Here is a 25,619-nt window from a genome sequence, read left to right as displayed (position 1 = left end):
TCGGATGGTTTCTTTGACATCGCCCAATGTTTGGTATCCTTGTATCGTCCGGGTATCAATCACTTTATTTTCTCCTTCAGGGGACTGTATCCGCAAATTTGTTTGGTTTACGTCCGTGAAAGCGACAACAAGACCTTGGGGGACTGTATCTGCGTTTATGCCTATTTCTTCTAAAAAGTTCGGTTTAAATGACATTTATGTATCTCCATGTATTGGCACCTCTTAGCAAGAGGTGCGGGTTTCAAATATCTGTCGGGAGAAAGGTTTTGCCGCGCCCCTTAAAAAAGGCACAAAAAAAGCCAACTTCCCGCCAGGGTTCCTTGTTTTAAGGGACCACAGCGGTTCGTTCGCCGTAGCGCTCTTTAGCCTTTTTAACGTGGTGCAAGCTGCCCCTTCAAATGCCACGATTGAAGCGCCGGATGAAAGCGTTCAATGATTATGGTTATAGCCCGGAATGCCGGAATTTGTCAAAGCTTTTTATGATTTCAGGAAGAATTAGCGGTTAAAAAACAAGGTAAGCTGGAGCTCGATCTGGCGGGCGATATCGTTTAACGCGGCTTCGCGGGCGTCTTGCCGGGCCACGCGGGTGGTGAACTGGCTGCCTATCACGTCATAACTGCTGATAGCCTTGACGTTTCGCCGCAGCAGTTCTTTTCCTGACGCCGTATCAATTAAACGCATGACGGTCTTGAGGGTAAGCTGGCGGCGGGTAGCTTCCGAATCGACCGTGATGTCAAAATCTTTTTTGGTTTCCTGAAGGGGCTGGATCGAAAGGCGGTAGGCTTTTTCTGCCGGATAGCCGTTCCGGTAAAACCGGTCTATAAGTTCGTTACGCAAATAAACGCCTTCGGCATCGGGAATTATATCAATGCCGATCCGGTCCAGGCTCGCCTGGGAGGTCCGGGCGATGTCCGTTTGAACGGACCCGCCGCCCGAATGGGTCCCGTACATCGGTTGGAACCCGCAGGCGGAAAGAAGGAAAACGAACATCAGGCAGAATTTTTTCATCCCGCGACCACGTTGACGATTCGGCCCGGCACGACGATGATTTTGCGGATCGTTTTGCCTTCCAGCGCTTTTTGTACGGCATCTTCCGCCAGGGCGGTTTTTTCGGCTTCGTCTTTGCCGGCATCGCTGGGCAGGGTAATGGTCGACTTCACTTTGCCGTTGATTTGCACTGCGATGGTGATGCTGTCCGTTTTCAACAGGGCCGGATCGGCTTTCGGCCAGCTTTCATCGGCCAGCAGGGTTTCATGGCCCAGCGCGGCCCAAAGCTCTTCGGCCAGATGCGGAATCATCGGGTTCATCAGCCTGATGAGGGCTTCGTATCCTTCGCGCAGCGCCCAGTCGTCGCCGTTTTCTTTCGTCTGGAAGGAGGCCAGCGCGTTTGAAAATTCCCGGATGCGGGCGACGGCCTTGTTCATATGGAAGGCGTCAATGTCTTTGCCTACCCCGTCAATCGTTTTATGGGTGGCGGTGCGCAATTCTTTTGCGTTTTCGCTCAGGCTGGCCGGCATGGGGAGATTTTTTTCGCCAAGACGGTCCTTGCTTTCTATGACGACGCGGTAGAGCTTGTTGATATATTTCCACGCCCCTTCAATGCCGGCTTCGGACCATTCCAGATCCCGGTCCGGCGGGGAGTCCGAAAGAATAAAAAAGCGCGCGGCGTCCGCGCCGTAACAATCGATAATATCCTGCGGATCAACCACGTTCTTCTTGGATTTGGACATTTTTTCGATGCGTCCGATGGTAACGGGTGAACCGTCTGTAGTCTTCACAAGCTTTCCGTCTTTTTCTTCAATCTCTACCGGAAAAACCCAGTGTCCGTCTTTGTCCTTGTAAGTAGCATGCGTAACCATGCCTTGCGTGAAGAGTCCTGCAAAAGGCTCGTCCGGCACGTCATAGCCGCAGCTTTTCAAGGCACGGGTAAAAAAGCGCGAATAAAGGAGGTGCAAAACGGCGTGTTCGACGCCGCCGATATACTGGTCGACAGGCATCCAGTAATTCGATTTTTCATCCGCGAAACCGCGCGCCTTGTTTTTCGGGTCGAGATAACGCAGGAAATACCAGCTGCTTTCAAAAAAGGTATCGCAGGTATCCGTTTCACGGCGGGCGTCACGTCCGCATTGCGGGCAGGCCACATTTTTCCATGTCGGGTGCCGGTCCAGCGGATTGCCCGGCGCGTCGTAATTGATGTCGTACGGCAGTTCGACGGGAAGCTGGTCTTCCGGCACGGGGACAAGGCCGCAGCTTTCGCAATGCACAAAAGGCACGGGACATCCCCAGTAGCGCTGGCGGCTGACTCCCCAGTCGCGCAGGCGGAAATTGGTCACGCCGCTGCCGCGTCCCAGCGCTTCAAGTTTTTGAATGGCAGCGGCTTTGGCGTCTTCAACAGGCAGGCCGTTCATAAAATCCGAATTCATCAAAGTGCCTTCGCCGATATAGGGAAGCGTTTCGTCTTCGGGGGCGGAGATGACCGGCAGAATATCGAGGCCGTATTTTGTCGCAAAATCAAAGTCGCGCTGGTCGTGGGCGGGGCAGCCGAAAATGGCGCCCGTCCCGTAATCCATGAGGATAAAGTTGGCCAGGTAAACGGGCAGTTCCTTGCTTTCAATGAAAGGATGGGCGACTTTATGGCCTGTATCGAAGCCGATTTTTTCGGCCTTTTCGATGGCTTCTTCGGAGGTGCCGACAGCCTGGCAGGCCTTCACAAACTCTTTAAAACCGTTTTTTTCTCCGGCCAGTTTTTCGGCCAGCGGATGGTCGGCGGCAAGGGCGACGAAAGAGGCTCCATACAGGGTATCGGGGCGCGTGGTGTAGACTTCCACCGTTCCATCGGCTGTGGTCAGGTCGAACCTGAACTGCGCGCCGGTGGATTTCCCGATCCAGTTTTCCTGCATCAGGCGGACCTTGTCCGGCCAGCGCTCCAGCGTTTGAATCCCTTCAAGAAGCTCATCGGCATATGCGGTGATCTTGAAAAACCATTGATAGAGCTTGCGGCGCTCGACAGGGGCGCCGGACCGCCATCCGCAGCCGTCTACTACTTGTTCGTTGGCGAGGACCGTGTTTTCCACCGGGTCCCAGTTCACAACCGATTCCTTGCGGTAGGCCAACCCCTTCTTATAGAAGTCGAGAAACATTTTTTGTTCATGGCGGTAATAGTCGGGATCGCAGGTCGCAATTTCCCGTGACCAGTCAATGGCCAGCCCCATGGACAAAAGCTGCTCTTTCATCTGGGCGATGTTTTTGTAGGTCCAGTCTTTCGGATGGGTGCCCCGCTCCATGGCCGCGTTTTCCGCCGGAAGTCCCAGCGCGTCCCACCCCATAGGGTTCAGGACGTTGAAGCCTTTGGCTTTTTTATAACGGGCCACCACATCGGACAGGGTATAGTTGCGCACATGCCCCACATGGATGCGCCCGGAAGGGTAAGGCAGCATGGCCAGCACATAACACTTCTCTTTGGCCGGATCTTCCGTGACTTCAAAACTTTTGCGGTCTTGCCAGACCTGCTGCCATTTGGCCTCGGAGTCTTTGATGTTATAGCGTGTCATGTTCAGGCTTAATCTTCTTCGGAAAGCTGGGCCACGCGGAGCTGGCGTGCACGGGTCAGGATTGCCTCTTCCATCTGGGAGGCCGTATTGTCCGCGACCCTTGAATCGACCCAGCGCCCGTTACTGGCGACCTGGCGGAAAACTTTGACCTTAACCCCGTCGGAGCGTAGCTGCCGATCGAGTATGAAGACATTGACCTTAAAGCGCTCGCCCTGTTTTTCTTCCGGGGAATACCAGTCCGTAATAATGACCCCGCCAAAAGGATCCGCGCTGGACAGGGGCATGAAAGAAACCGTATCCAGAGAAGCGCGCCACAGGAAGCTGTTGACGCCGATGCCGGTTGAGCCGTCCGTGGGTTTGTCATCTTTTCCGCCGAGAAGTTTCAGCCCGTCTTTGCCGAAAATGCTTTCTTTTTTCCCGTAAATGTCATCACCTGTTGTGGTCCGGTCCGCGCCGCTGGGATATTTCGCTTCGCCGCCAATATCGGGCATGCCGCCGCAGCCTCCCATGAGAAAGGGGATCATTAGAAAAAGGGCAAAAAGGCTAAGGTTTTTCATAACTTTTCTCTCGGTTTTATGCATTCCTGCCTGATTAGCATGAGACGGGCTCTCTCTCAAGATATAGTTGATCGCTATGCCGGGGGGAGGTGAGGCTTGATATGGCAATGATTAAGGGCAGGATGTTGCAAAATTACAACATCCTTCAAAAAAATGTTGCATCTTTGCATCGCGTGCGTTGACCCTCTGCCTAAACGCTGGCTTATATAGGGGCACATTCGATGTCTCGGATGGGTTTTCTTGATGTGATTTTGTTTTTTTGTAAGTCGCGCTCAAGTAAACATTTAAACCGAAGTCTTCAATTGGAGGAATACAATGAAAAAACTTCTACTTTGCAGCGCTGCTGTCGTTGGTATGACAATGGCTTCTGCTCCGGCAATGGCGCAGGTTGACCTGACCGTTGGCGGTCACACGAAAAACTATGTTGGCTGGCTGGATCAAGATACATCCTCAGCTGCCAACACAGATGAGCGTAACTTCGACATTCTGCGTGAATCCGAGTTGCACATCAATGCTGAAGCTACAGCAGACAACGGCCTGACATACGGTTTCCATCTGGAACTGGAAGTTGACGGTGGTGACGCTGCGAACATTCCTGAAGAATCATACCTTTACCTGGCATCCGATCTGGGCCGCGTGAACATTGGTTCCGAAGATGGCGCTGCTTACCTGTTGCAGGTTGCTGCACCTTCCGCAGACTCCAACATTGACGGTATCCGTCAATACATTCAGCCTGTCAACTACGCGATCGCTTCAACCGTAGCTGCTGTTAACACGTACCTTGGTACGACAGTTAACACCCCCGACGGTTTTGACTACGATAACGACCTGACAGGTCAAGCCGGCGGTGCCGACGAAAAACTGACCTACTTGTCTCCTATCTGGAACGGCTTCCAGTTTGGTGTGTCTTACACGCCTGACGCCGGTGATGCTGCTTCCGCAAGCGGACGTGAAGGTTTCAACCGTGATGACGTCAACAACGCATACGGCGAAGCTTATGAAGGTGCCGTTCGTTACGAAGGTCAATTCAACAATGTTGGCTTTGCTGTTGGCGGTGGTTACACCCACGTTGAACTCGAAAATGAAGTTGCAGGCGGTGCCCTGGACGACATGAAAGAGTGGAACGTAGGTCTGGACCTTGATATCGGCGCCTTCGGCGTTGGTGCGGTTTACACCGAAAACAACAATGGTACGGATGTTGGTGACGAAGACGACACGATCGTTGTCGGCGTCGACTACACGACCGGCCCGTTCAAACTCGGTGCATCCTACTACAACAAAGATGACGAAAACGGATTGGCCGCTGGTCAGTACGACACCAAGCGTTACACAGGTGGTGTGATCTACACCGCTGCGCCTGGCCTGTCTTTCCGCGGATCCATCAGCTTCATCGACCACGATGTGCCGGCTGCTATCGGCTCTGACGTTGAAGCAACATCCGTTTTGGGTGGTATTCAGTTCAACTTCTAATTTAGGTTGGAAGATAAGTTTTGGAGGGGGGCGCTTCTGGCGCCCCTTTCTTTTTGCCGGAATAGAATTTATCTTAAGCTTTATGAATCAGGTCGCAGAAAATATCGCGCAGGTTCGCGAGAAAATCGGAAAAGCCGCGCGGGCGGCAAACCGGAAACCGGAAGACGTCCATCTTGTGGCGGTCAGCAAACGCCAGCCGCCGGAAAAAATAAGCGCGGCGCTGGAGGCGGGCCAGCGTCTTTTCGGGGAAAACCGCGTGCAGGAAGCGCAAGATCACTGGGCACAGATGAAGCCGGAATATCCCGATTTAAAGTTGCATTTGATTGGCCCGCTGCAGACAAACAAAGTAAAAGAGGCTCTTCGGTTATTCGATGCGATTGAAACGGTGGACCGTCCGAAACTTGTGATGGCGCTGGCAAGGGAAATGAAAAAACAGGGACGTTTTCCGCCCTGTTTCGTTCAGGTGAATACAGGCGAAGAACCTCAAAAGGCGGGCGTCGCGCCGGATGACCTGCCTGCGCTTTTGGCGCTTTGCCGGGATGAAGGGGTAAGCATCCGGGGACTCATGTGCATTCCGCCTTTTGACGAACCGGCCGCGCTTCATTTTGCGCTGCTGGCAAAACTGGCGAAGGAAAACGGGCTAAAAGATTTGAGTATGGGGATGAGTGCGGATTTTGAAAAAGCCGTTCCTTTCGGGGCAACGCATGTCCGGGTTGGCACGTTCATTTTTGGCGCGCGGGAAGGATAAGAATCAGAAACCGGTTTCCGGCGGCAACGGAGAAAGTTCCATCCGCGTAACGGGGTCGCGATGCGGCAGGGTTTCAGGCGTGATGGGGGCAGGTGTGTAGGAAACGGGCGCAGGATTCGACGGCCTGCGCACATTCATGTATCCGGCGGTGCGGCCTCCTGCTGCGGCACGTTTATCATAGGATATGGCTGTTTTCTTTAAATTGACAAAGGCCATGGCCGTACCCGGCAGCTCTCGTTTCGCGGCGATTTCCCGGGCGCTGTCTTCAAAATATCCGGCGGCGATTTCAAGCTGTTTTTCAGGGTTGTCTTTGGCGCGTGCGAATTCAATGCTTTCATTTTCCGATCCGTTTTCGCCGCGCACCAGCGCCAGAACATTGCCGGCAATGTCGTGACCTGTTTCATGCTCGATGACGGCGTTGACGGTGCCGCTGATGGCGCCGACCGGTCCGCCGTAAAGCCCGCCGCCGATGATTTGCGCCATGGGTTTGATTGTATCGCCCGTCAGGCCGCGATACACCAGATTGACGACAGGAAGGTGTTGAAGCGGGTTGATAACGTCAAGGACATCTTCAAAGCCGAACACGGAGGAAGACAGATTTTCCTCGGCCGGTTTTTCCTCTGCCATGGTCAGGGCGGTTTCAAAACTTTCTCTTTTCTTTTCGGGGTTTGACGTTTTCGAGGCCGTTTTGAAAAAAGATTCCTTGTCCATGACAATGGCGCGGGCGGCGGTGCGGCTTGCCTGTTCTTCCGTTTGAACGGCGTCAAAGCTTTTTGTTTTTTTCCAGCTTTGCACCGTGCCCGAAGATTTTGCGTATCCACCGCTTCCGGCTGTCCGGTTGTTGATATTTGATATGGTGGTATGATCGCTCATAAGGGCTCCTGTTCCTTTCCGGAAGATTTGCAATCTTTATGCCAAAGGTTGAATCTTTTAAATCAATGGGTTAGATGAGAATAAGGAGGGTGGTTTTTATGCAGGATAAGGAGTTTTCTGCCTCTATGATTGTTATTTATGCAAAAAATGACCTGTTTTCCGGCTTTTTGCAGGAGGCGTTGTCTGCGGCTCAAATGCCGGTCAGGCGGTACGAGGATGTTGAGGGGGTGGCGGGTGAGGCTTGTCCCGACGCCAATTTGGCCGTGCTTTTTTTGGAAACCCCCCAAATCCCGGCCATTTTGGCCCGTTTGGAAGGAATCCCTCTTATCGGCGTTTTGTTGGAAGGCGCGGGCGGCGGAAAAGAGGATTGGGCGGCCGAATCCTTTGATGCGGTTTTCCATACGCCTGTCCGCGCCGGCGCATTGATTGACAGAATTCGTACGCTTCTTAGGAAAGAGCATCTTTCCCATGTCCCCGAAACCCTTCAGATTGGACCTTATCTGTTGAAAGTGAAGGAAAATTTGTTAGAAGACGGACAGGCAAAAGACAAGCCGCTTTATTTAACCGAAAAAGAACGCGATATCCTTCTGACGCTCTTTGAAAACAAAGGAAAGGCCGTGGATCGACAAACCCTTTTGGAGCGCGTGTGGGCATATGCGGACGGGGTTGAGACCCATACGCTTGAAACCCATATTTACCGCTTGCGGCAAAAAATCGAAAAAGATCCGTCCAATCCTGAAATTCTGGGGACGGACGGGGAGGGGTACTGCCTCCTAACGTCTTGATTTTTCAAGGTTTACAGCGGTTACCAGACTGTCGAGAAAACTGTCCGCCTTCTGAATGGTCAGGGTTTCAAGGCCTCCTTCGGACAGGGTTTTGAGATCGTCAATCAGCGTGTGAATAATGCGTACATCCGAGCCGGGAAGCAGGGAAACGCCGTCTGCGCTTTGTGCTGTGTCAGGCATGTTTTCAGGCTCCGGCCGTGGCGGCGGGGATCCCGTATGTGTTTTTTCATTCATGGATTGATAGGCGTGCAGGGCGCGGGCGGTTACGCTTGTTTTTGGGGCCCTGTATTCTTGTATCTTTTCTTCCGGGGCCTCCGGGGCGCTTTCGGAAAGCCGTCCGTCCGCTTCTTCCGGAATTGTTTTGAGGAAATTCACAAGGAAGGTGCGCAGCGCTTCGGTAGAGACGGATGTCGTGTCTTCCCAAAATTCGCTTGTTTCTTGCCTGTCTTCCTGTTCACGCTTTTTGCGCCCGTCGTCCTTTTCGTAATGCTTGATGTCCTGGCGCGTATCTGTCGATTCGGCCTGGCGGAACGTTGTTTTAAATAAAGGACCAAGTTGTGAAAACATGGCAAATCCCGTTTCCTCTTTTTACATCTGGAGCCATAAAGCCCATTCCATTCTACCTTAGAGCAAGATTCTTGCCAAATACCGGTATTTTCGGTCCGTTTATGTTTAAGCGGGTTTATAAGGGGTTTGCGCGCAAGGGGGCCATATACCAGGGCGCCGTGTATTCCCATAGAAATCTGCCTGCGCGATCCCAGACAGAGATGGCGGCAATCCGCGTTAAAAAAGCCCATTGTTCATATCCGTCAACCTGATAAGGCGCTTTCATATCCGCCTTAAGGGGCCGGAGCTGCAATATCATGGTAACCGCCGCTCCTTCGTTTCCAAGTTGCTGCGCCAAATGGGTGAATTGCCCTTCCGGAATTTCGAGCCTGAGATAATCCCGCAGGTTGTCGGGAACAACGGCAAAGCGTTTATCCAGAAAGCGGTAAGGGAAATAGCCTGCCTCTCCGGCCTTAAAGCTCATCTCCAGAAAATGGGCCGTTTTCTCGGGATTTTTTTTGTCTGTTTCCTGAAGGAGCCTGGCGAAAATATTTGCCTTCAAGATTAAAAAATCCTCCTGGGGGTCAAAAGACGCATAGGCTTTTTTAAGGCGCACCATTTCCTTTTCCATCGTTTCGGGCCGCAGGAAGGGCGCGGTCGTTCTATAAGGGTCCCTTTCTTTGATCCAGCGCTCGAAATCGGGTTGATGTCCGCCGGTTTTATAAAAGGCGATGACAACGTCTTCCGTCGAAGAAATTTTGAGGTCGCCCGTCTCACTCAAACCGTTCGCAGGATTCCATAACAGGCTCCCTGAAAAAAGGAGGAAAAAAAGGAAAAAATAAAAAATCCGGTTCATGGTCTTGCATGTTTGTTAAAGAAGCCTGCTTCGCCTATTATGCCCGAAGAAGGGACAGAAAGAAAAGAATGAGCGGATCCGGAAAAGGGAAAGGCGGGGGAATGGACGATTTTCAGCTTTGGAAATCCTTTGCCCGCGACATTGATCCTTTGGAAGACGTGGACTGGGATGCGCAGGAAGAAGCGCTTCGCCGCCGTCATGGAAAAAGGGAAGAGGTGCAGGAAGAAGGGGGTCGGACAACCCCCGTTTTTAATCCGCAGCAATCTTCGCCGCGACAGGCCGAAAAGGGTGATTCTCAACTGGACCGCCGGACGGAAGAGCGTTTGCGTCAGGGAAAGCTCTCTATTGAAGGGCGGCTGGATTTGCACGGATACCGGCAGGATGACGCAAAATCCGCGCTGGTGGCATTTATTCAAAACGCGCAGGCGGAAGGAAGACGCTGTGTTTTGGTTATCACGGGAAAAGGGGCGCCGGAAGAACCGGCAGCCGACTGGACAACATCCCCGCGGGGTATTTTACGCCGGCGTGTGCCGGAATGGCTGTCGGAACGCCCGCTTTCAAACATTGTTTTAAAAACGGTTCCGGCGCAGAAAAAAGACGGTGGGGAGGGCGCGCTATATGTCTATCTCCGGCGGGAGAGAGACTATTCTTCCTGAATGTGAATGCGCCGTTCAATCGTCCAGCTTTTCGTTTCCCCGTCTTTCATCGTGCGGGTCAGGGTCGACCGGCCGGTATAGGGTCCGGCCTTTAATACATCTTGCGAGAGTTTGCGGCCCGTGTAGTAAAGCTGCCGTGCGCGCGTTGCGGGTTGTTTAATGGTTCGCCGGGAAAAAATCTTTCCGTCAGGGCCGCGGACCTCCATCACAATCGAATCGCCTTCCCGCACGCCAAGGAAAGTTGTCCAGAAAGCCAGGACAGGCACGGTTGTTTTAAAAGAATCCGGCTGTTGTTGGCCGCGGTCGATTTTATCCAGATCGGGAATTTCGCTTTGAAAGCCTGCGGCATATAGGGAAACGGGACGATAGGAAATATTGGCGGAAGGTTTCCACAGGGATTGTTTGACGCTGCCGCATTTTTCCGTGTTGCTCAGGCCGGTGAAGGGGTCCATGACATCGCCTTCCCAGAGAATGCCGAAATGAAGATGGGGGAATTCCGTATAGCCGGACAGGCCGATTTCCCCTATTTTTTGACCGGCTTTTATCTCGTCGTTTGCCTTTACCAAAATTGAATTTTCTTTGAGATGGCAATAGAGCGTCTGGAGGGCATTGCCATGGTCGATTAAAACCGCGTTGCCGCATTCTTTCTGATCTTTTTTGATTTCCCGCAGCTCTTCTTCCGAAGGAAACCGATCCGGCTGTCCGTCCCGCACCCGTATCACTTTTCCAGCTTCGGCGGCCAGAACGGAAACGCCTTTGTCCATTTCGGCTTTGCTGCGAATCGCAATATCCGTGCCTTTATGCCCGTCATAGGTCCGCGTGCCGCAGGCCGGATCTGTGTTTTTTCCATCCGCCACCGGCCCCATATCGACATAATTCATGACCCAGCAATTTTCGCCATAATTGCAGTCAGCGGGCAGACGAAAAGCCGGCGAATCCTGCGCCAGAGCCGGAAAATTTTCGAATATTGAAAATATGAAAAATATAAGTATAGTACGGGCTTTAAGCATATTGGCATCCTGCACAAAGACAGGCTGTAAAAACAATAAAAAATTATTTTTTAATACTTGGATTGAGAAATGCATACGTCCTCCAGCCGCTATATTTTGACCGCGATCCCTTTTGATACCGAGCGGGAGAATTTGTTGATGCCCATCTCGGCAAATCGGGCAAATCCGGATGATTATCCGCCCGGCCAATATCAGTTTTATTGTCCGGATTGTTATGAAGATCACAACCACTTTACCCGACTGGTTCGCGTGGCGCCTTACCGCTCCTCCCCGGCAAAATTTCATTTATACGCCCGCATGAACTCGACGCATCAATGCGACCACCCTGTTCGGACCAGAGATCTGGATCTTTTGGCGGCGCGTTATAATGCGGCAACGCGGGCCCGGCACTCTTACAGTTTTTCTATGAATATGGCAGGGGCCAATTTTATAGAAAAATCTGTTTTCGCTGTTCACAGGGCCACCCGCCTCGCAAAAATTACGTACCAGCTTTTATATGATGAAGGACTCAGGAAAAATCAGGCTTTGAGAATCCAGGGAGAGGACATTTCCTTTGAGGATGCTTTCTACGACGACGATGGAAAAGGAAAACTTTATCAGGCTGCCCTGGCTGCCGCCCGAAAGAAAAATCCGCTTTATGTGGCCGGCATTTTTCGTCCTATTGGGCTCAGGGCGGAATGGAAGCGCTTTGCAGACGAAAACAATGCCCCGCGCTGTATACCCGGGATAGCCGGAAAGGCCGTCACTTATAAGGGAGAAAAGCTGCGTCCCAGCTCTGTCCTGATGTGCGCTTCTTCCTGTGTTTATGATGAGGTCAGGAAAATAACGGACCGGAATGGAAAAAGGACGAGTTCTCCCTTGATCGTTTTTGCCCGGGCCGCTTTGAATCTGGAACGTTTGGACCGGCGCGTCGAGCGTTTAAAGGCCGGCTCTCCGGAGGCGCATGCGGCCTATACAGGGCTTGTTATTGAGAGCGCAGATCAGGTGGCGGCATGGGACCATCCGGTTTCTTTTAAAAAAGCCGTGGAGCAGCAGGACGCGGGACCGCGTGTTGCGCCTCCCCTGTTACGCATGCGCGGCTAAAGAATAAATTTGCTCAAATCCGCGTCTCCGGCCAGTTCAGAGACATTTTCACGGACGTAATCGGCGGTGATTTCAAATGTCTCCCCACTGCGGTCGGATGCCGTAAAGGAAATGTCATCGAGCAATTTTTCCATGACGGTGAGCAGGCGCCGCGCGCCGATATTTTCGACGGTTTCGTTGACCTGAAAGGCGATTTTTGCGATCGCGTCAATGGCTTCCTCAGAGAAATTCAGGGTCATGTTCTCGGTGCCGATCAATGCCTTATATTGCGTAATCAGGCACGCGTCGGTTTCAGTCAGGATGCGTTTGAAGTCTTCTTCGGTCAGGGCCCGCAGTTCCACCCGAATGGGCAGCCGTCCCTGAAGTTCGGGTAACAGGTCGGAAGGCTTGGCATAATGAAACGCGCCGCTGGCAATAAACAAAATATGGTCCGTTTTGATTGCGCCGTATTTTGTGGAGACGGTCGTGCCTTCAATAAGCGGCAGCAGGTCGCGTTGCACGCCTTCGCGGGAGACATCTCCGCCGCGGGCATCCTGACGGGCTGCGATCTTGTCCACTTCGTCCAGAAAAACGATGCCGTTTTGCTGCACAAGATCCAGTGCTTCCGAGATCACTTTGTCTTCATCCAGAAGCTTGTCCGCTTCTTCGGCCATCAAAATATCGTAGGATGCGGCCACGGTCATTTTTTTCCGTTTTGTTCTTCCGCCAAATCCTTTGCCGAACATATCGCCCAGATTGACCATGCTCATGGACGCGCCCGGCATGCCCGGGATATCCAGCATGTTGGAAAGCGGGTTGCTGTTATCCTGCAGTTCCAGTTCGATTTCCTTGTCGTTGAAATCGCCCGCCCGGAGCTTGGTGCGGAAAGAGCTTCGCGTGGCTTCCCCGGCCTCGGCGCCGACAAGGGCGTCCAGCACCCGGTCCTCGGCATAGACTTCGGCCTGCGCCTTTACGCTTTTACGCATTTTTTCGCGGACCATATGGATGGCGATTTCAACCAGATCGCGAATGATGGATTCGACATCCTTGCCGACATAGCCGACCTCGGTAAATTTTGTCGCTTCAACTTTGACGAAGGGGGCCTGGGCCAGTTTGGCCAGCCTTCGCGCGATTTCCGTTTTTCCGACGCCGGTCGGCCCGATCATCAAAATATTTTTTGGATACACCTCTTCTTGTAAATCGGGAGAAAGCTGCATGCGCCGCCACCTGTTCCGCAAGGCGATGGCAACGGCCCGCTTGGCGTCATGCTGGCCGATAATATAGCGGTCCAGCTCCGAAACAATTTCACGGGGAGAAAAAGTGGAAACACCCGTATTTTTCTCAGGAGGCTTCTGGTCGGGTTCTTTTGTCATGCGTGCTTTCTAAAGCTTTTCGACGATAATGTTTTTGTTGGTGTAGACACAGATATCCGCTGCAATTTCAAGGGATTTGCGGGCAATGTCTTCCGCGCTGAGGTCTGTTTGATCTATCAGCGCGCGCGCGGCAGAGAGGGCGAAGTTTCCGCCGGAGCCAATGCCGATAATCCCGTCTTCCGGTTCCACGACATCTCCCGTGCCGGAGAGAATAAGAGAGGTGTCCTTGTCGCACACAGCCATCAGGGCTTCCAGTTTTCGCAGATATTTATCGGTGCGCCAGTCCTTGGCCAGTTCGACGCAGGCGCGGGTGAGCTGTCCCGGATGAGCTTCCAGTTTAGCTTCCAGCCGTTCGAACAACGTGAAGGCATCGGCGGTGGAACCGGCAAATCCTGCAATGATTTTCCCGTCTTTTCCCAGCCGCCGGACTTTTTTGGCGTTGGATTTCATCACGGTAGGTCCCATGGAAACCTGTCCGTCTCCGGCCACGACGATGGAATCGTCTTTTCGCACTGCAAGTATCGTTGTCATGGGCTATCACATGCACCATTTATGCACAGTTCGTCAAGTATTCCGCTTCGGATTTTCAGGGGACGGTTTTTAAAGTTTTTACTCAACAAAGCCTGAAAGCTCCCGTATGATTGCCCGTATGGCTGAGGTAAAGGCGTTATTGGAGGGGTTTAAAAGGTTTCACGCGAAGCATTTTTGCGGCGAAGAAAGGCTCTACGAGCACCTCGCAGTGAAACAGGAGCCAAGGACGCTCATTATCAGCTGTAGCGACGCGCGGGTCGATCCTTCCATCCTGACGGATGCGCGCCCCGGCGATATTTTTGTGGTGCGCAATGTTGCCAATCTTGTGCCTCCCTACCAGCCTGTTGCGGACAGTTATCACGGCACGTCCGCCGCGCTGGAATTTGCGGTGAAAAATTTGCAGGTCAGGCATATTGTGGTGCTGGGGCATAGCGGCTGCGCCGGTATCCGCGCGCTTCTCGACCGTGGAGATACCTGTGAGGAATGTGAAGAAGAAAAAGAGTTTAGCTTTATTTCAAGCTGGGTCGATATTGCCAAAGAGGCGAAAGCGCGCGCCCTTCATACATGCGGGCATAGCGGCGAAGATCCGCATACCGCTTGTGAAAAGGAAGGGATTATAACGTCTCTCGAAAACCTGAAGACCTTTCCGTGGATCAGGGAAAGGATCGATAACGGAACGATCAAGTTACACGGGTGGTATTTTTCTTTGGATGACGGGACTCTTCAATTTTTGTCTGATGACGGGACTTACAGGGATGCAGCCCTGAAATAGGCCTGCCGGATTTCCCCGGTTTTTCTGCCGCGGTTTAATCCAGCGTAATGCCCAGTTTTTCAAGTGCCTGGCCGATCGGGATGAAGTTGTTCAGGCCGGAGAGGTCTTTGCCCTCACGGTCTATGTACCCTGAAACGCTTATGCCGATAATATTGCCGTTTGCGTCCAGAAGTGGTCCGCCGGAATTTCCGCCGTGAATGGTCACATCTCCCTGAATGTAAGGCTGGTGTTCGCGCCGGTCGTAACGTAAAGAGCTGACAATACCTTTGGTCACGGTGTCCTGCAGCTGGCGGTACTGGGGGGAGCCGATGGCATAAATATCTTCACCCACTTTAGGGTTTTCCATGCGGATCGGCAGCGTTGTAATATTTAAATGCTCCGGCACTTTTTCCAGGCGCAGCAGGGCCACGTCGCGTAACCGGTCCGTGCGCAACACCTCTGCAATCATCTTTTCTTTTTTGCCGGAAGACACAATGCGCACGCGAAAGGCATTTCCCACCACATGGGCATTGGTCAGGATATGCCCTTTATCGGTGATAAAGAAACCGGAGCCCATCGTTCCGCCGGCTTCAATCTGAACGGCTGTTTTCAGCAGGTTTTCAAGGCGTCCTGCGGCAGGTTTTTTGAAAAGCGGCGGATTGCGAAGGGTAACGGTTTCCTGCGGATCGAAAAGTCCGGTGGGCTCTTCGCCGGGGTCTTTATCCGCATTTGGCTCTTTGTCCGGCAGGTCGCCGTAAAGGACAAGCGCCCGGAATTCCGGATCGGCACCCAGGTTATGAACGGCCGCTGCAAAGGCATCGTCAATAATAAGCTGCATGCCCTCATGGTTGGCAACGGATAATTGTGCGTAGCCGTGCGTTGTGTTTTTATAGACGCTTCGGCGGTGAAGAAGGTCGAAAACGCTCCATTCGATTTCAAGCTCCCCTTCTCCGGTATAGCCGCGGTCGGCGCCCGTCAGGAAGGATTTTCGGTCACACAAATCCATCCGCATATCCGTCACGCGCGCGCCGATGGAATAAACGGTGCGCTGCCTGTCTGCGTCTTCATCGAACAAAAGCCCTGGATCGCCCGTCACGTCATATCCCTGGGCTTCAAGCGTATCGCCAAAAATCTCCTTCAGGTTGTCATCGACAAAATAGCGACCGATGATTCCCTTCTGCATGGTGTCATAAGGCGTGCCGCAGAGGAAAATCCCAAGGGGACCCTTCGGGCCGGTGGAAGCGATATGGCTGCCGGTCGGAATGTGAAAGCGCAACTTGTTAAAACCGATGGGGGCCGGCTGTACATTTTCCGGGATATCCGGATACGGCTGTAGCGGATGTTTTGCAACGCTTACACGTTGGCAGGCGGCGGCAGACAAGGCAGAGACAAAAGCAAGGAAAAGGAAAAATCGCATGGGAACCATGCTCCGGGTTAGGATAAAATCTGTTTAAAAATACACCAAAATATGTTTTTTGTTAAGCGTGTCGCCAATAAGAGGAAAAAAAGATGAGTGATCGCACGGCTGTCAAGGCGCGGAAGACAAAGGAAACGGATCTGTCCGTTTCCATCAATCTGGACGGAACCGGGCAGGCCGATATTTCCACGGGGCTTCCTTTTTTTGACCATATGCTCGAACAAATTGCCCGGCACGGGCTTTTTGACCTGAAGCTGCATTGCAAGGGTGATCTGGAAGTTGACGCCCATCATACGGTGGAAGACAGCGCTCTGGCGCTGGGCGAAGCCATTCACGAGGCGCTGGGCGATAAAAGCGGCATTTTCCGTTTCGGGCACGCCTATGTGCCGATGGACGAGGCGCTCAGCCGTGTGGCGCTGGATTTATCGGGCCGGCCTTTTTCCGTCTGGCAGGTTGAGTTTACGCTGGACCGGCTCGGGGAGACGATGGAAACGGAGCTTTTCGGCCATTTCTTCCATTCTCTGGCGCAGGCGGCTGGCATGACCCTGCATTGTGAGAATTTATATGGCGAGAATAACCACCATATGATTGAAAGCGTCTTTAAAGCCTTCGCCAAGGCGCTGCGTATGGCTGTGGCGCATGATCCGCGCGCCAAAGGTCTTTTGCCCAGCACCAAGGGCGTTTTATAATTTTTTCCGGCTTCTAACGGCTTCCCCATGTGCGGGGAAGCCTTCATAATCCGTGAGGGCGGTGACGGGGCCTGCAAGCGTTTCAAGCCCTTCCTTGCTGACGCGCGCCAGAGATGTACGTTTCAGGAAGTCCCAGACAGACGTACAGCTGTAACTGTGCGCTTTTCCGTTCGTGGGCAGGACGTGATTCACGCCGATTCCATAATTTCCGAGAGACGAGGGGGTATTTTCCCCGATCAGAATTTCCCCGGCATTTTTAAGCTGCGGGAGAACGGTTTCCGGTGCCTTGACTTTAAGCAAAAGATGTTCGGTGGCATAGATATTGGCAAAATTAATCGATTCTTCGAGGCTTTTGGTCAGGATAATGCCGCTATAAGCTTCCATATTGGTCTTAATCCACCCTTTTTGGGGCTCCGGAAGGCATAAAATGGCCTCCGGCAGGTGATTTAACGCATAATTTGCGAGTTTTTCGTCATGTGTGACCAAAAGAGCGGCAGAATCGGGTCCATGTTCCGCTTCATTCAGAATATCCAGCACCGTATTGTGTGGATCTGCGCTCTCATCGCACAGGATAATGGATTCGGAAGGTCCTGCCGGCATGCCGGGGTCGATTTCGCCGGAAAGAAGCTGTTTGGCGGCGGCCACGTACGGGCTGCCCGGCCCCAGCACTTTTTTAACGGCCGGAATGTTTTCCGTGCCGTAGGCCAGCGCGGCAATAGCCTGTGCGCCGCCGACCTTATACACGTCCCGAATGCCCGAAATTTGGGCGGCGTAAAGGAGCGCGTTCCCAACGGTTCCGTCGGGGCGCGGCGGGGTGGTCATGACGATGTGTTCCACCCCTGCCAGAACGGCTGGAATGCCCAGCATGTAAACGGCGGAAGGGTACTGGTTCTTTCCTCCGGGCACGTACAGCCCGACAGAAGAAATGGGGGTCACTTTTTCCCCCGCCAGAACGCCCGGTTCGACTTCAAAGAACCATTCACGCTCTACGCGGCGCATTTGCTCTTCATGAAAGCGCCGGACGTTGCCCGCGCAGTGGTCGATCGCGGCCTTGAGGTCGGGATCAAGCGTTGCCCGCGCCGTTTTAAGTTCGTCTTCGCTTACTTTCAGGCAAGACAGATCCGCGTGATCGAATTGTTTTGCATACTGGATGAGCGCCGATTCTCCGTTTTGACGCACGTTTTCAATGATCGGGCGGATTTGGTCTGTGAGGGCGTCAATATTGGCGCCGGAGCGCTGCAGAATGCGCGCTTTTGTTGCGTTGTCTGTCTCGCTCCATTTGTAAAAGCCGATTTTCATGTCTGGAAATCCTCCAAAAACTGCGCTAGATAAAGCATGTCTTAAAAGGAAGCGCAAGACAGATGACAGATCAGACAATCGCGGTTTTAGATTATGGCAGCGGCAATTTACGCTCTGCGGCCAAGGCTTTTGAATGGGTGGTCGCCGATGAGAAATTGCCGGCCAGGGTTATGGTGACCCGTGAGGCCGAAGACGTCGCCCGGGCCGACCGGATTGTTTTGCCCGGGCAAGGCGCCTTTGCCGATTGCATGAACGGTCTTGCCGCGCTGGATGGCATGCTTGAGGCGCTGGAGGAGCGTGTTTTGCAGCGCGGCGTGCCTTTTCTGGGTATCTGCGTGGGGATGCAGCTTATGGCGACGAGGGGACTGGAACATGGAATGCATGCGGGGCTTGGCTGGATTCCGGGTGAGGTTGTCCCGATCCGCTCTTCGGATCCTTCTTTAAAAATTCCGCATATGGGATGGAATGACGTGCACTGCACAAAAGAAGGGGCCGCCCATCCCGTGCTGCAGGGCGTCACAAAAAGTTCCGGTAAAACGCCGATCCATTTTTACTTTGTTCATTCTTTCATGTTTGAATGTAAAGAGGTCCGGCACATGCTTGCATACGCACAATATGGTGAAAAAGTAAGCGCCGTGGTGGGGCGCGATAATATGATAGGTGTGCAGTTTCATCCTGAAAAAAGTCAGGAGGCCGGCTTAAAATTAATTTCGGATTTTTTAAGCTGGGCGCCGTAACTTAAAATTTAGAAAATCCGAACACATACGGGGAGGTGTCATGAGCGATTCAACACAGGTCAAGCAGGAACCGAAGATTACAGTGCAGCGGGTTCTTGAGCCTCTTTCACAAAACGATCTTAACGATCTTTGCGACGCGACGGATGCTGCCATTGAAGGCGGCGGCGGGTTTGGATGGGTAGAGCTTCCGGCCAGGGATATTCTGGAGCGGTATTGGCAGGGCGTCATCGCGGCGCCGACGCGCTGGCTTTTTGTCGCGCGGCTGGACAATACAATATGTGGTACGGCGCAATTAATCCTGCCGCCGAAAAACAACGAGGCGCAGAGTCACGTCGTTCATATGACCACAAATTTCATAGCGCCCTGGGCGCGGGGATACGGTCTGGCCAAAATGCTTTTGGAAACGGTTGAACACAGCGCCTGTGAGGCGGGGTATGCCGTTGTCAATCTGGATGTGCGCGAGACGATGGACGCGGCAATCAGGCTGTATGAAAGCATGGGCTATAAAGAGTTCGGTTTGCACCCTTATTCCGTGCGCGTGAATGGAGAAACCGTTAAAAGCCGGTACTATTACAAACTCATCAATCCGGATTATTTTTCCTGAAAAAAGCCGCCGCTCCCTTTGAAACGGGGCGCGGCAGCTTGCTTTCATATTTTTTCTTTTAGGCGACTTTTCGCAGTTCGGTCATGAACAGGTCCATTTCGTCAATCAGCCCGCTGATTTTCTGGGCGGATTGCGTTGTGAGCGTTTCGGTAACGAGCTGAACCTGATCGGAAGATTCGTCGATGCTTCCGACACTGTCCTTGATGCCCCGAATACGTTCCACGACATTCATGGTTCCGCTGGAGGCCTGTTCTGCGCCGCGGGCGACTTCCTGCGCGGCGGCCGTTTGCTCTTCCACGGCGGCGGCGACACCGGTGGCAGCCTGTCCGATGGCTTCCATTTTGTCCCGCACCTGCGTGAAGGCGCTTGCGGCCTCTTCGCTGATGACCTGCATGGTTTTGACCTGTTCGGTAATATCCAGCGTCGCTTTGGCCGTTTGTTCGGCCAGGCCTTTCACTTCATTGGCAACGACAGCGAAACCTTTTCCGGCTTCCCCGGCGCGTGCGGATTCGATGGTAGCGTTCAAGGCCAGAAGATTGGTCTGGTCGGCAATGTCCTGAATAAGCGAGACGACAGCGTCAATCTTTTCTGCGGCTGTGACAAGCTGCTGGATTTTTTCTTCAGCCTGCGATGATTCGGTAATAGCCGTTTTTGCCATATCCGATGTTTGCGTCATCTGGTGGCTGATTTCTTTAATCGCGCTGGACATTTCTTCAGCCGCTGCAGAAATGGTTTGAACGCTGGCAGAGTTGTCGTCCGAAACGGCGACAACAGAGTCGGCTTCCGTATTGGTCGTTCCCACGGCCGCTTCCATGCTTTTGGAGGCGGTTTCGAGCATGGAAACAGTCTGCTGAATCTCGGTTGTCACATCGGACAGGGATTTTTCAAAAGATTCGGCAACGCGGGTGAACCCGCCCATTTTTTCGGCGACGGCCTCTGTGGCCTTGTTCATCGTGATGGCGCCATGCAGGAGAGTCCCGTGCATCCCGTTTTCCAGGATACGGCGGAAATACTGGTTCCGGCTGACATAGTCCATGGAGGCTGTGGCTTCCCGGACAAAAGCGTCCGTCCGGTCTGTCATCTCATTGATAGACCAGAGCAGCTCACCCAGATCACCCTGTTCGGAAATATTTATCAGCCGCGCTTCAAAATCCCCGTTTTCGAGTCTCCTGCAGATATCCGTTGCATCCTTGACGGCTTTGTTTGCTTTCCCGACGAAATACATGGAAAGAATTCCTGTTGCCGCGCACAGGGCGCTGGACATTTCCTCGGCGGCCTCAAAAGGCGAAAACCAGATCATAAAAACAGTCAGGATTGCGAAGGAAATCGTCGCGGCACTGCAAATTTTAACCAAGCTGAGAGAAGATAAATTCATCATAAGCCAGTCCTTTCTCTTTTAAAATGGTGCCGAGCATTTCGCCAGCGGCGTTCATGCCGTCTTTACGGCTGGAATGTTTGTTTTCTTCCGCAAGCAGCGAGTCATAGAGCGGGATAATCGTATCGTTCAGAACTCTTCTATCCGGAACCCGGCGGTTGGAGTGGTATCCGCTGACACTGCCGTTCGCGTCAAAGCTGGGAGTGACGTGTGCCAAAACCCAGTAATTGTCGCCGTTCGCGCTGCGGTTGTTTACGTAGGCAAAAATTTCTTTGCCTTCTCCCAACGTGTCCCAAAGAAGCTTGAAAATGCAGCGGGGCATTTCCGGATGTCTAATCAGGCTGTGCGGTGCGCCGATAACGGTTTTTTCGTCATAACCTGCCAGCCGTAAAAAGACCCGGTTGGCGTAGGTAATATGACCTTTCAGATTTGTTTTGCTGACGATGATTTCATTTTTGTCGAATGTTCGTTCAACGCCCGTTAAGGAGGTATCCATATCTGTTTTTTTTCCTTTTTTGTTTCCTTCGCTTGGATTTTTCTATCAACAACACGCTATCACAAATATGTGGGATGAGCTTTCCTCTAAAGAAAAAGAATACATACGCAGGATACGCGAGAAACAAAGAAGGACACAGGTTTCCGAGTATGGAAGAAGTTTGGATAAAGATCAAGCGGCTGTTTTATTTAATTTCGGTTCGGGCGGCTTTTTCATCCAGGCCGCTTGTCCCGAAGCGCTTTTCAAGAATGCTGAGTATCTCTTCGGGTTTGAGTCCGGCATCGGCCCATAAAACCATGAGGTGAAACAAGAGATCCGCCGATTCTTCCTTCAATCTGTCCCGATTATTTTGCAGGGCTTCGATAATTGTTTCAACCGCCTCTTCTCCGACTTTTTGAGCGATTTTACCCGTGCCCTTTTGATAGAGGGAGGCCACATAAGATGTATCCGGATCGGCGGTTTTGCGCTCTTCCAGAACATTATAAAGTCTTTTAAGGATATCATCACCCATTTTTAAGCCGTCTCCCGCACCTGAATATTATGTTCGTCCATATAGCGCTTGGCCTCGGCAATAGTGTATTCGCCGAAGTGAAAAATGGAAGCGGCAAGGACAGCGCTGGCATGACCTTCCTGAATGCCTTCCGCCATATGTTCCAACGTTCCAACCCCGCCGGAGGCAATCACGGGAATAGAAACGGCGTCGGAAATCGTGCGCGTCAGCGCGATATCGAATCCTGCTTTTGTCCCGTCCCGGTCCATGGAGGTGAGGAGGATTTCGCCGGCGCCGTAGTCGGCCATACGCTTTGCCCACGCCACGGCGTCAATGCCGGTAGGCTGGCGGCCCCCATGGGTAAAGATTTCCCATTTGTTTTGACCGGTGGATTTGGCGTCAATCGCGACCACAATGCATTGATTGCCACATTTGGTGGAAGCTTCCCGAATAAACTCCGGGTTTTTGATGGCGGCAGAATTAACGGCAATTTTGTCCGCGCCGGCTTCCAGAAGGTTCCGGATATCGTCCAGATTGCGCACGCCGCCGCCAACGGTGAGGGGCATGAATATCTGCTCGGCCGTGCGGGAGACGATTTCCAGTATGGTGTCTCTTTTTTCATGGGTGGCGGTGATGTCCAGGAAACAGAGCTCGTCCGCGCCCTGGTCGTTGTAGATTTTGGCCTGTTCCACCGGATCGCCTGCATCGATCAGGTCCACAAAGTTCACGCCTTTGACAACGCGGCCTTCATTGACGTCCAGACAGGGGATGATGCGGGCTTTGAGCATTATCCGGCGGGGCGCAGGGCAGGAGGGAGTGATTTAAGTGTTTTTAGGATATCTTCCCGCGTTTGTGCCGCAGAGGGGGGTTTGGGGAAGGGGTTGAGCTCAAAACTTCCTGTTCTGGCCTGTTCGAAGCCTGTTAAAACAGCTCTTGCAATTTGAAGATTTTCATCCCGGGGGGTCTCTTGCCGGATGTTTTTCGGAAGGATTTTTTCCACGATTTGAAGCGCTCGATCAGATTTTATATCAAACCCGGTGTCTGCCCGTGCGGCTTGTGTCAGTTGGTTGTAGGCACTACATATTTTATTGGAGAGGCGGCTTATAATTTGTCCTTGCGGCCTTTGTCCGGTTGCAGTGGCAAAGGCGTCGTTTGCGGCCGCCATCCACGCATCGAAGAGACTCGTGTGTTTTCTAAACATATTTTTTATTTCCTACTCTGTTTTTGCCGTTTGGGGCTTTGAAATTTTGCTTCTTTCTATGACGGAAACTGTCCGGGAAAGCAAGAAAAAAGAATATGTAAACACTAGAGTTTCAACGCTTCCGCCGCGTCAATTCGTCCGTCATACAGCGCTTTTCCAATAATGACGCCTTCGATCCCGGTGGATTCCGCGGCACGTACGGCACGTACGTCTTCCAAAGATCCCACGCCGCCGGACGCAATGACCGGAATTTTCGTATTTTGCGCGAGTTGCCGGGTGGAGTCCATATTGAGGCCCTCTCCTGTGCCGTCCCGATCGATATCCGTATAAATAATCGTCTCCACGCCGCAATCTTCAAATTTTTGCGCCAGATCAATGGCGGTTATATCGGAGGCTTCCGCCCAGCCTTCCACGGCGACCAGCCCTTTGCGGGCGTCAATCCCGACGGCAATCTGGCCGGGAAACAGAGCGCAGGCCTGTTGCACCAGTCCGGGGTCGCGGACGGCCGTCGTGCCGAGAATGACGCGGCTGACGCCCTGGGCCAGCCAGTGCTCGATTTGCTTGAGAGACCGAATGCCGCCGCCAAGCTGAACGGGCAGGTCTGTCGAAGCCAGAATGCCGGTCACGGCATCCGCATTGACGGATTTTCCTTCAAAGGCGCCGTTGAGGTCCACAACATGCAGCCATGAAAACCCTGCCCGGGCCCATGTCAGGGCCTGCGCCGCCGGGTCGTCATTATAGACCGTATCCTGATCCATCTCTCCCTTGTAGAGGCGAACGCATTTTCCGTCTTTCAAATCAATGGCGGGGTAAATAATCATAGCGTCTTTGTTCTCACTTGTGTTTTTATCGGTTCTAAGCAACGAGGAGGAAAATGTCCATGGCCTATGACGAAAGCAATATTTTTGCAAAAATCCTGCGGGGGGAAATTCCCTGCGACAAGGTTTACGAAGATGATTATGTGCTGGCGTTCAACGATATTATGCCCAAGGCGCCCGTTCACGTTCTGGTTATTCCAAAAGGGCCTTATCGTTCCATCGATGATTTCGGCGCACGGGCGTCCTCCGAAGAAATTACCGGACTGGCCCGCGCCATTGGAAAACTTTCAAAAGATCTGAATTTGGAGGAAAGGGGCTTTCGCGTCATTGCCAATACGGGCGGGCATGGCGGGCAGGAGGTGCCGCATTACCATGTCCATCTTTTAGGAGGCCGGCCGCTGGGGCCGATGCTGGCAGGGGACTAATGAAAGCAAAAGACTTGGTGTCTCATTCGCCGCGGCTGTAAATCGGGGCGCAGCCGCCCGATCGTAAAGTTCTGTTTATTGTCGTACAAAGCGCGATATATCCCCGGACCCTGCGCCCTGACCTGCGCGGCAAAAGACTCGAGAATTTGGGTTCGGAGATCAGGATTTGTGACAGTTTTTTGTCCTATGCAGGTATCGACGGTGTACGGAACGCGCAGGATCGGCAGGTCCGGTCTTTGTCTGTGTATCAAACGGGACTGGAAGATGGTCGATCCGTTATAACGCGGATTGTCCGGGTCCTGATGTGTTGGGTCTGCCAGAAAATGCATGGGACCGTCTCTTTCAACCAAAAGGGTCTGCTCGTTTTTTCGGGCTGGGAAATCAACGGCATCTTCGAAATACGGCAGGAGGTTCGAAGGCCGTTCTGTGTTAAAACCGGCTTTGTCGAACCAGCGTTTCAACTGCTGTTCGCTGTAGGATGTTATCCCTTCCGATCCCGGATATTCGCATGGCGACGTCCAGCCAAAATGCAGGAAAGAATCGAAAACCTGCCTTCGTGCTCTTTTTCCGTCTATGTTTTTGAGAGCATATTTTTTTAGAAACAGCGCCAGGTCCTGATAGTCCGAATCGGGATAAAGATTGTCCAGAATAGCGCAGGCATATAAACTGTTGCGGATGTTTTGTGCATCGGCTTCTTTGCCCTGGATTCTTTTTTCAAACTCTTTTTTTAAGGCATTCCACAAAAAAACCGGCATGTTTCGTCCAAAATGTGCATAGGCGTTTAAAGTCAGGGCGATGCTTTGGCTATCGAAATCGTTTTTGCGGATGTTTTGCAGTATCTGTCTTTCAAGTTTTTCCCATAAATCTGTCGAGGGTTCCCGTTGAAAATAGGAAAATCCGTTCAAAGCTAGGCTGGCGGTTTGGCCCCTGAAGTCTGAAATTTGTGATATGGCTGCTTGTTCCCAAATATTCAGATTGTTTTGAACATAATTATAGAGCGCTCTTTTATCGCTCTCGGGCCCCTGGAATCTTTGTACAAAGCGAAGGGTTTTGTTTAGAATCAGCGCATAACCTTTGGCGTTAAAGGGATCGTTCGGAATATCGCCCCATTTGTCTTTAAAATCGCCGACGCCCGCAAATCTTTCGTCCAGATGGAAAAAATAATGAAAAAGGGGCGGATTGTTATCAGGACTTTGGCGGGGCAGGATTTTTGCGCCTCGCGGGCTTTCGATAATCGTTTCTCTTTGATGGTTGGGCGCGGGCCTGTTCATTCCAGATCAACATAATCCAGTTGGAAGA

The 25,619-nt window shown here is 52.5% G+C and carries 28 protein-coding genes; 10 read left to right on the top strand and 18 right to left on the bottom strand.

Annotation, left to right across the window (positions count from 1 at the left end; all coding sequences use genetic code 11):
• Positions 1-495: 495 nt before the first annotated feature.
• From H6853_02180 to H6853_02170, 3 genes are read right to left on the bottom strand one after another with little or no spacing between them, the layout of a single operon-like run.
• The gene (locus H6853_02180) at positions 496-990 is read right to left on the bottom strand and encodes a hypothetical protein (protein USO04106.1); all 495 of its coding nucleotides are present in this window, start codon (positions 988-990) and stop codon (positions 496-498) included.
• Between the two features lie 14 nt (positions 991-1,004).
• Positions 1,005-3,551 (bottom strand): leucine--tRNA ligase, encoded by a 2,547-nt coding sequence (locus tag H6853_02175; protein ID USO04105.1) that lies wholly within the window; start codon positions 3,549-3,551, stop codon positions 1,005-1,007.
• An 8-nt stretch (positions 3,552-3,559) separates the two neighbouring features.
• Positions 3,560-4,075 carry a DUF3576 domain-containing protein gene (locus H6853_02170; protein USO04570.1) on the bottom strand — a complete coding sequence of 172 codons (516 nt, stop codon included), beginning with the start codon at positions 4,073-4,075 and terminating at the stop codon, positions 3,560-3,562.
• Positions 4,076-4,423: 348 nt separating this feature from the next.
• On the opposite strand from H6853_02170, the gene H6853_02165 reads away from it, so the two are divergent.
• Together H6853_02165 and H6853_02160 are read left to right on the top strand one after the other, a co-directional pair.
• Positions 4,424-5,578, top strand: a complete 1,155-nt coding sequence (locus tag H6853_02165) for a porin (GenBank protein USO04104.1) — start codon at positions 4,424-4,426, stop codon at positions 5,576-5,578.
• Positions 5,579-5,660: 82 nt separating this feature from the next.
• Positions 5,661-6,326: a YggS family pyridoxal phosphate-dependent enzyme gene (locus tag H6853_02160; protein ID USO04103.1), complete on the top strand. Its 666-nt coding sequence runs from the start codon at positions 5,661-5,663 to the stop codon at positions 6,324-6,326.
• A 3-nt stretch (positions 6,327-6,329) separates the two neighbouring features.
• Here H6853_02160 and H6853_02155 read toward each other — a convergent pair whose 3' ends face one another.
• On the bottom strand, positions 6,330-7,199 hold the full coding sequence (locus H6853_02155; protein ID USO04102.1) for a hypothetical protein: 870 nt from the start codon (positions 7,197-7,199) through the stop codon (positions 6,330-6,332).
• 98 nt (positions 7,200-7,297) lie between these two features.
• On the opposite strand from H6853_02155, the gene H6853_02150 reads away from it, so the two are divergent.
• Entirely contained in the window at positions 7,298-7,984 is a 687-nt protein-coding gene (locus H6853_02150) for a response regulator transcription factor (GenBank protein USO04101.1), read from the top strand.
• Here the strand turns inward: H6853_02150 and H6853_02145 are convergent.
• Together H6853_02145 and H6853_02140 are read right to left on the bottom strand one after the other, a co-directional pair.
• Positions 7,973-8,551, bottom strand: coding sequence for a hypothetical protein (locus tag H6853_02145; protein ID USO04100.1), 579 nt, complete (start codon positions 8,549-8,551; stop codon positions 7,973-7,975). The two genes, H6853_02150 and H6853_02145, sit on opposite strands and share 12 nt — an antisense overlap.
• Before the next feature lie 115 nt (positions 8,552-8,666).
• Positions 8,667-9,311: a hypothetical protein gene (locus tag H6853_02140; GenBank protein USO04099.1), complete on the bottom strand. Its 645-nt coding sequence runs from the start codon at positions 9,309-9,311 to the stop codon at positions 8,667-8,669.
• A gap of 143 nt (positions 9,312-9,454) precedes the next feature.
• Between H6853_02140 and H6853_02135 the strand changes: the two genes are divergently transcribed.
• A complete protein-coding gene (locus tag H6853_02135; GenBank protein ID USO04098.1) occupies positions 9,455-10,042 on the top strand; it encodes a Smr/MutS family protein in 588 nt (195 codons plus the stop codon).
• Here H6853_02135 and H6853_02130 read toward each other — a convergent pair.
• The gene (locus tag H6853_02130) at positions 10,030-10,923 is read right to left on the bottom strand and encodes a M23 family metallopeptidase (protein ID USO04097.1); all 894 of its coding nucleotides are present in this window, start codon (positions 10,921-10,923) and stop codon (positions 10,030-10,032) included. The genes H6853_02135 and H6853_02130 overlap by 13 nt on opposite strands.
• A 267-nt stretch (positions 10,924-11,190) precedes the next feature.
• Here H6853_02130 and H6853_02125 point away from each other — a divergent pair, with 267 nt between their 5' ends.
• Complete coding sequence (locus H6853_02125) at positions 11,191-12,135, top strand: hypothetical protein (GenBank protein ID USO04096.1); 945 nt, start codon at positions 11,191-11,193, stop codon at positions 12,133-12,135.
• Here the strand turns inward: H6853_02125 and hslU are convergent.
• Complete coding sequence (hslU, locus tag H6853_02120; protein USO04095.1) at positions 12,132-13,487, bottom strand: ATP-dependent protease ATPase subunit HslU; 1,356 nt, start codon at positions 13,485-13,487, stop codon at positions 12,132-12,134. The genes H6853_02125 and hslU overlap by 4 nt on opposite strands.
• Before the next feature lie 9 nt (positions 13,488-13,496).
• Complete coding sequence (hslV, locus tag H6853_02115; protein USO04094.1) at positions 13,497-14,018, bottom strand: ATP-dependent protease subunit HslV; 522 nt, start codon at positions 14,016-14,018, stop codon at positions 13,497-13,499.
• Between the two features lie 118 nt (positions 14,019-14,136).
• On the opposite strand from hslV, the gene H6853_02110 reads away from it, so the two are divergent.
• Positions 14,137-14,790, top strand: a complete 654-nt coding sequence (locus tag H6853_02110) for a carbonic anhydrase (protein USO04569.1) — start codon at positions 14,137-14,139, stop codon at positions 14,788-14,790.
• A gap of 34 nt (positions 14,791-14,824) precedes the next feature.
• Here the strand turns inward: H6853_02110 and H6853_02105 are convergent, their stop codons facing one another.
• A complete protein-coding gene (locus H6853_02105) occupies positions 14,825-16,186 on the bottom strand; it encodes a trypsin-like peptidase domain-containing protein (protein USO04093.1) in 1,362 nt (453 codons plus the stop codon).
• Positions 16,187-16,278: 92 nt separating this feature from the next.
• Between H6853_02105 and hisB the strand changes: the two genes are divergently transcribed.
• On the top strand, positions 16,279-16,875 hold the full coding sequence (gene hisB, locus H6853_02100) for an imidazoleglycerol-phosphate dehydratase HisB (GenBank protein ID USO04092.1): 597 nt from the start codon (positions 16,279-16,281) through the stop codon (positions 16,873-16,875).
• Here hisB and hisD read toward each other — a convergent pair.
• Positions 16,870-18,174: a histidinol dehydrogenase gene (gene hisD, locus H6853_02095; GenBank protein USO04091.1), complete on the bottom strand. Its 1,305-nt coding sequence runs from the start codon at positions 18,172-18,174 to the stop codon at positions 16,870-16,872. The two genes, hisB and hisD, sit on opposite strands and share 6 nt — an antisense overlap.
• A gap of 62 nt (positions 18,175-18,236) precedes the next feature.
• On the opposite strand from hisD, the gene hisH reads away from it, so the two are divergent.
• Both hisH and H6853_02085 read left to right on the top strand, forming a co-directional pair.
• On the top strand, positions 18,237-18,911 hold the full coding sequence (gene hisH, locus H6853_02090) for an imidazole glycerol phosphate synthase subunit HisH (GenBank protein ID USO04090.1): 675 nt from the start codon (positions 18,237-18,239) through the stop codon (positions 18,909-18,911).
• Positions 18,912-18,951: 40 nt separating this feature from the next.
• Positions 18,952-19,515, top strand: a complete 564-nt coding sequence (locus H6853_02085; protein ID USO04089.1) for a GNAT family N-acetyltransferase — start codon at positions 18,952-18,954, stop codon at positions 19,513-19,515.
• A gap of 58 nt (positions 19,516-19,573) precedes the next feature.
• On the opposite strand, the gene H6853_02080 is transcribed toward H6853_02085, so the two are convergent.
• The 6 genes from H6853_02080 to hisA form a co-directional block, all read right to left on the bottom strand.
• Entirely contained in the window at positions 19,574-20,893 is a 1,320-nt protein-coding gene (locus tag H6853_02080; GenBank protein ID USO04088.1) for a hypothetical protein, read from the bottom strand.
• On the bottom strand, positions 20,862-21,386 hold the full coding sequence (locus H6853_02075) for a PAS domain S-box protein (protein USO04087.1): 525 nt from the start codon (positions 21,384-21,386) through the stop codon (positions 20,862-20,864). Before H6853_02075 ends, H6853_02080 begins: the two co-directional genes overlap by 32 nt.
• Positions 21,387-21,570: 184 nt before the next feature.
• On the bottom strand, positions 21,571-21,897 hold the full coding sequence (locus H6853_02070; protein USO04086.1) for a phosphoribosyl-ATP diphosphatase: 327 nt from the start codon (positions 21,895-21,897) through the stop codon (positions 21,571-21,573).
• Positions 21,898-21,899: 2 nt separating this feature from the next.
• On the bottom strand, positions 21,900-22,664 hold the full coding sequence (hisF, locus tag H6853_02065) for an imidazole glycerol phosphate synthase subunit HisF (protein ID USO04085.1): 765 nt from the start codon (positions 22,662-22,664) through the stop codon (positions 21,900-21,902).
• The gene (locus H6853_02060; protein USO04084.1) at positions 22,664-23,077 is read right to left on the bottom strand and encodes a hypothetical protein; all 414 of its coding nucleotides are present in this window, start codon (positions 23,075-23,077) and stop codon (positions 22,664-22,666) included. The genes hisF and H6853_02060 overlap by 1 nt, the downstream gene beginning before the upstream one ends.
• Before the next feature lie 104 nt (positions 23,078-23,181).
• The gene (gene hisA, locus H6853_02055) at positions 23,182-23,898 is read right to left on the bottom strand and encodes a 1-(5-phosphoribosyl)-5-[(5-phosphoribosylamino)methylideneamino]imidazole-4-carboxamide isomerase (GenBank protein ID USO04083.1); all 717 of its coding nucleotides are present in this window, start codon (positions 23,896-23,898) and stop codon (positions 23,182-23,184) included.
• A gap of 59 nt (positions 23,899-23,957) precedes the next feature.
• On the opposite strand from hisA, the gene H6853_02050 reads away from it, so the two are divergent.
• Complete coding sequence (locus H6853_02050) at positions 23,958-24,320, top strand: histidine triad nucleotide-binding protein (protein ID USO04082.1); 363 nt, start codon at positions 23,958-23,960, stop codon at positions 24,318-24,320.
• On the opposite strand, the gene H6853_02045 is transcribed toward H6853_02050, so the two are convergent.
• Positions 24,317-25,591, bottom strand: coding sequence for a hypothetical protein (locus H6853_02045; GenBank protein USO04081.1), 1,275 nt, complete (start codon positions 25,589-25,591; stop codon positions 24,317-24,319). The genes H6853_02050 and H6853_02045 overlap by 4 nt on opposite strands.
• Between the last annotated feature and the right edge of the window lie 28 nt (positions 25,592-25,619).

The sequence above is a fragment of the Rhodospirillales bacterium genome (assembly GCA_023898765.1).
Classification (GTDB): Bacteria; Pseudomonadota; Alphaproteobacteria; order Micavibrionales; family Micavibrionaceae.
This window is presented reverse-complemented; position numbering and strand designations above follow the sequence as displayed.